This window comes from Arachidicoccus sp. (assembly GCF_050436765.1).
GTDB lineage: Bacteria > Bacteroidota > Bacteroidia > Chitinophagales > Chitinophagaceae > Arachidicoccus.
Genome location: NZ_JBNQGD010000017.1, coordinates 1 through 4,655, shown reverse-complemented (window position 1 = coordinate 4,655; position 4,655 = coordinate 1). Strand labels below are relative to the sequence as shown.

General features: G+C 38.7%; 4 protein-coding genes. All 4 read right to left on the bottom strand.

Going from position 1 to position 4,655, the window contains the following annotated elements:
* Window positions 1-34: 34 nt before the first annotated feature.
* Window positions 35-907 carry a cysteine synthase CysM gene (gene cysM / locus ACQR30_RS00685; RefSeq protein ID WP_429729817.1) on the bottom strand — a complete coding sequence of 291 codons (873 nt, stop codon included), beginning with the start codon at window positions 905-907 and terminating at the stop codon, window positions 35-37.
* 9 nt (window positions 908-916) lie between these two features.
* A complete protein-coding gene (epsC, locus tag ACQR30_RS00680; protein WP_429729815.1) occupies window positions 917-1,729 on the bottom strand; it encodes a serine O-acetyltransferase EpsC in 813 nt (270 codons plus the stop codon).
* A gap of 120 nt (window positions 1,730-1,849) precedes the next feature.
* Window positions 1,850-3,403, bottom strand: coding sequence for an ArnT family glycosyltransferase (locus tag ACQR30_RS00675; protein ID WP_429729812.1), 1,554 nt, complete (start codon window positions 3,401-3,403; stop codon window positions 1,850-1,852).
* Between the two features lie 30 nt (window positions 3,404-3,433).
* Window positions 3,434-4,426 (bottom strand): sugar phosphate nucleotidyltransferase, encoded by a 993-nt coding sequence (locus ACQR30_RS00670; RefSeq protein WP_429729809.1) that lies wholly within the window; start codon window positions 4,424-4,426, stop codon window positions 3,434-3,436.
* Between the last annotated feature and the right edge of the window lie 229 nt (window positions 4,427-4,655).

Below are 4,655 nucleotides of genomic sequence, written 5' to 3'. Positions count from 1 at the left end.
CTATCGGGGAGTCACAGGCATTTTATTGCGCGTTTTATCCAAATAAATCACTACTTAAATACCGGTCGCCACGATCGCAGACAATAAAAACAATGACGCCCGAAGTTAATTCTTTTGCTAAGCGTAAGGCTGCTGTTGCTGCGCCGCCGCTACTCATTCCGACAAAAAGCGCTTCTTTTCTTGCCAGTGCCTGTGTTGTATCTGTAGCATCCCCTTGTGAAACATCCATAATACGATCCACTCTACTTGGATCAAATATTTTGGGTAAATATTCTTTAGGCCAACGGCGAATACCTGGTATCGATGAACCTTCTGTAGGCTGGCAGCCTATTATTTGGACGGAGGATTCTTGTTCTTTTAAAAATTTGGACACGCCCATAATGGTTCCTGTAGTGCCCATCGCACTTACAAAATGTGTTATTTTTCTTTCCGTTTCTTCCCATATTTCGGGGCCGGTAGTTTTGTAATGGGCTAAATAATTGTCAGGGTTGGCAAATTGATTCAATAGAAAATAGCCATCTTTCTCACTTTTATTTTCTGCGTAGTCTCTGCAGGCTTCAATGCCATCTAACAGCGTAACCTTTGCCCCATAGGCTTCCATTGTAAGCGTGCGTTCGCGCGTAGAATTGGCAGGCATTACCAGTTCTATTTCTAAACCAAGTGTCTGAGCAATCATCGCCAAGGCAATTCCCGTATTGCCGCTTGTGGCTTCAATAAGTTTTGTCCCCGTTTTAATATCTCCGCGTTTTATGGCGCTGTCAATCATGTTAAATGCTGCCCGGTCTTTAATACTTCCTCCGGGATTGTTGCCTTCTAACTTAGCAAATATCTTTACCTGCGGATTTGGATTTATTTTTTTGAGCTCTGTCAAAGGAGTATTGCCTATAAAATCTAATATAGTAGCCATTATATAAATTTAAAGTATTATTTTATTTTCAATTACTTCGATCAGTGGTTTATGATAAACGGTAGAGTTTGGTGGTACACTTTTGGTGAGCCATACGTTCCCGCCGATAATGCTGTGGTGCCCAATAACAGTATCTCCGCCTAAGATCGTTGCACTGGAATATATAACTACATGGTCTTCGACCGTCGGATGTCGTTTGACATCTACCATTTCTTTGGCGACGCTCATTGCACCGAGTGTAACACCCTGGTACAATTTTACGTGATGGCCGATAATGGTCGTTTCGCCAATCACAATGCCCGTGCCATGGTCTATAAAAAAGTATTCGCCTATTTTGGCGGCCGGATGAATATCAATGCCTGTATGTGAATGCGCATATTCTGTAAGAATGCGTGGGAGCAAAGGGACCTCTAATTGTAATAATTCATGGGCTATTCTATAAAAGGAAATTGCTTGAAAGCCGGGATATGCGCGAATCACTTCAAACTCACTTTTAGATGCTGGGTCGCCACTTAAAATAGCAGAAGCATCTTTATTGAGTAGTTGATATAATTCAGGTATTCTTTGAAAGAATTTTTTAGCAACTGTTTCATTATTGCATTGTGTGCAGGCCTTGGTTTGATTTAATATTTCTACTAAATTTTCTTCTAGTTGTACAAATGCCTCTTCGATATCGGCAACAGAGAAATAATGTTTTTTTGATTGTTCAGGATATAATAATCGTAATACTTTCGTGGCCCAAGAGGCAATGATTTCATTGGGCGGCACAGCTTCTACTTGTTGCTGTTTACCCAAGATATGTTTATTAAAAGAGTCTTCCATTACAAATATGAGCGTGGTTTATTGTATTTAGAAAGCAAAATTAATCAATGCAAGGTGAAATCTATAAAATTAGTAGGATTTTAAGAAAAATAGGTGACTCCTATTTAGAAAGTGAAAAAATTACCAACTTGCTTTCGCTTTATCCTTGTTTATTTTCTCTTTAAAAGATTTTCTAAAATCTGCATTGGGGCCCCTTAATACAATAATTAAACTGCCTTTTTCTCTTGCATAAAAGTTAGTAATACTATCTTTCAATACCGCGGACTGAAATTCTTTGATGAATGGATGCTGCATTTCCTGTTCATCACCTGTTATTAGCACCACATTCTCAAAGTGTTCGGAATCTGGTAACCAATACAAGAAACTGGCATTGTCGCTATACGTCTGCGGCAGGTTGTATTTATGGGCATAATAGTTAAGGGCTCCGGCTTGTCCATAATTGTCACAAAATATTATGGTACTTTTCTTTTCGTTATCGTCGAGTGAATTGTACGCTTTTGCTGTCTTTTTAGCCATTTCTTCCCAACCCAGCATATCGGCAAAATCTTGGGGCAATGGATGGTTTTGTAAATCTTCCCATTTTAAAGCGCCGGTTTTTTCCAAATGATGTTTTTGATAAAATGCTGCAAGCTTTTCCGGTTTGAAAATTGGCAACAAAATGGGTACAGAATAATATCCAATGAACAAAATAAATGCAACAAAAATGTAGCGCAGAAACATTCGTTTTCCCGAGCTAAACTTTTCTAAATGATATGCACCAAAGGCAAACAAGACGGGATATGCGCCCAATGAATAATAACTTTTTCCGCGACCGAGCAACAACAAAATGATTACAAAAATATAAGCCCAACCTATGAAGCGGTACTGTTTTGCGTTGCGAAAGAAAAGGAGGTAAATGAGCCCTGCCATCCACACAAAAATGCAAGCCAGATTCATCATTAACTGATCAGTCAAAAAGCTGATGGGATTGGTGTATTGCAATTGTGTCTGTTGCAATTCCTTCATATGATACACTACAGGAAAATGATGTAACGATTGCCAAATTAGATTCGGAAGGAAAATGAGCAACGCAAGTAATAATGCAAAATAAAGATGTTTGTTTTTTAAAATTTTTCGTTGCGATGTTACCAACAACCCAAATAAAATGCCGACTACAAAAAATGCCACGGAATATTTGCTCATCATTCCAAGTCCAATGCTGGAACCCATTGCGTAGAGCCAGTTATTCTTACCTGTTTCGGAAAAACGAATAAGGCTGAACGCAATTGCAGTACAAAAAAATATTTCCAGAAAGCCGGGTTGAAATAAATAATGCGTCCGCAAAAAAGCGCCCATAACAAAAGCAAAAAATGTGATCAACAGTGCAAACCATTTTCCGCCAAGTGATAAAATAATTTTCCCAGTAAGTATAAACGTAAATGCACCAAATAGAGAAGGCCAAAATTTTATCCAAAACATTCCGCCACCAAAAAGATTCGTAAGCCAGGCAAAAACAGAAAGTAACGGTGGCGCTTCCATAAAACCCCAAGCCATGTGATGTGCCTCCGCCAGATACAACAGCTCATCTCTATGTGGCTCGTAAACACTACTTTGTAGCAAAAAGGGGAGAATGAATTTAACGATGGTGAGCAACAATAAAAACCTGTTGAGTTTCGATATTTTTATCTGTCTCATCGCCAATGAATTTAGATTTTCCTAAATTTTTCAACCAAAATCAATCTCGGTATTATCACCAATGTTTAAATTCCTGCTTAGTCCCTTAACACTTGCATCATTGCCAATAAGCGAATTGTCTAAGACAACTTCGTGCAAATTGGAAAAAGAACCGATAATACAGTCCCGTACGACCGATTGGTCTATTGAAGTGTTGGCTCCTATGGAAGCGTGTGGTCCAATAATAGTGTTGATTAATTTGCTTCCAGCACCAACACTCACAGGTGGAATAATGATGGAGTTCTCAATTTGTGCCGAAGCATGAATGGAGTTGCCTATTTTTTTAAGTAACAACGCATTGGTCTCCAATAATGTTTCTTTGCGGCCACAGTCGTACCAATGTTTTACTTTAAATGTTTTTATTTTACTGCCACGCTTAATCATGCATTGAAGAGCATCTGTGAGATGATACTGTCCTTCGGTGGTAATTTTTTCTGAAAAAATATGTGATAGGCACTCATACATGGTGGCCGTCTCCTTAATCTTATAAAAACCTACAAGTGCCGTATTACTCATAGGTATTCTTGGCTTTTCAATCAATTGAGTTACAAAGCCGGCGGCATCTAATTCGGCTACGCCAAATCCCCGAGGATCATCTACTTTTTGAATGCCAATCATAGAGTAGGGACTGCTTAATACTTCCTGAACATCAAAATCGCAGATGGTGTCTCCCATCACTATCAAGACCTCTTCGTTGCCAACCAAATCTTTAGTAAGTGCGATAGCTTGACCTGTACCTTGCCGTTCTGATTGAAAAACATAATGGCATTTTAGATCGGGATAGTCTTGTGAAACATATTCTTGAATTTTTTCACCCAAATAGCCGATGATAAATATAAATTCATCAATGCCTGCAAGGGTAAGCTGATCCACAATAAAGCTTAAGATAGTTTTACCGGCCAAAGGTAGTAAGGCCTTGGGTTGGGTATATGTATGAGGGCGCAGTTTGGCTCCGGTGCCCGCTACGGGTATTATTGCTTTCATTAATTCGTACTGTTCTTTTGACCATAGTCTTTATCAATTACTGCAATATTCTCGGTTAAATATTAAAATAATTTTTAGTGACATAAACTATGTGCTGCGAATGTAGTAATTTCACACCCAAATTTCAATAAAATATTATCTAAAATAATACAGATGCAACGCGACACTCAGGTTTTTAATCTCATTAATCAGGAATTACATCGCCAAAGGAGCGGAATTGAGCTAATTG

Excerpts from the sequence above, each read along its gene's own strand:
- epsC (WP_429729815.1), bottom strand. The coding sequence starts at position 1,729 with ATGGAAGACTCTTTTAATAAACATATCTTGGGTAAACAGCAACAAGTA.
- cysM (WP_429729817.1), bottom strand. The coding sequence starts at position 907 with ATGGCTACTATATTAGATTTTATAGGCAATACTCCTTTGACAGAGCTC.
- ACQR30_RS00670 (WP_429729809.1), bottom strand. The coding sequence starts at position 4,426 with ATGAAAGCAATAATACCCGTAGCGGGCACCGGAGCCAAACTGCGCCCT.
- ACQR30_RS00675 (WP_429729812.1), bottom strand. The coding sequence starts at position 3,403 with ATGAGACAGATAAAAATATCGAAACTCAACAGGTTTTTATTGTTGCTC.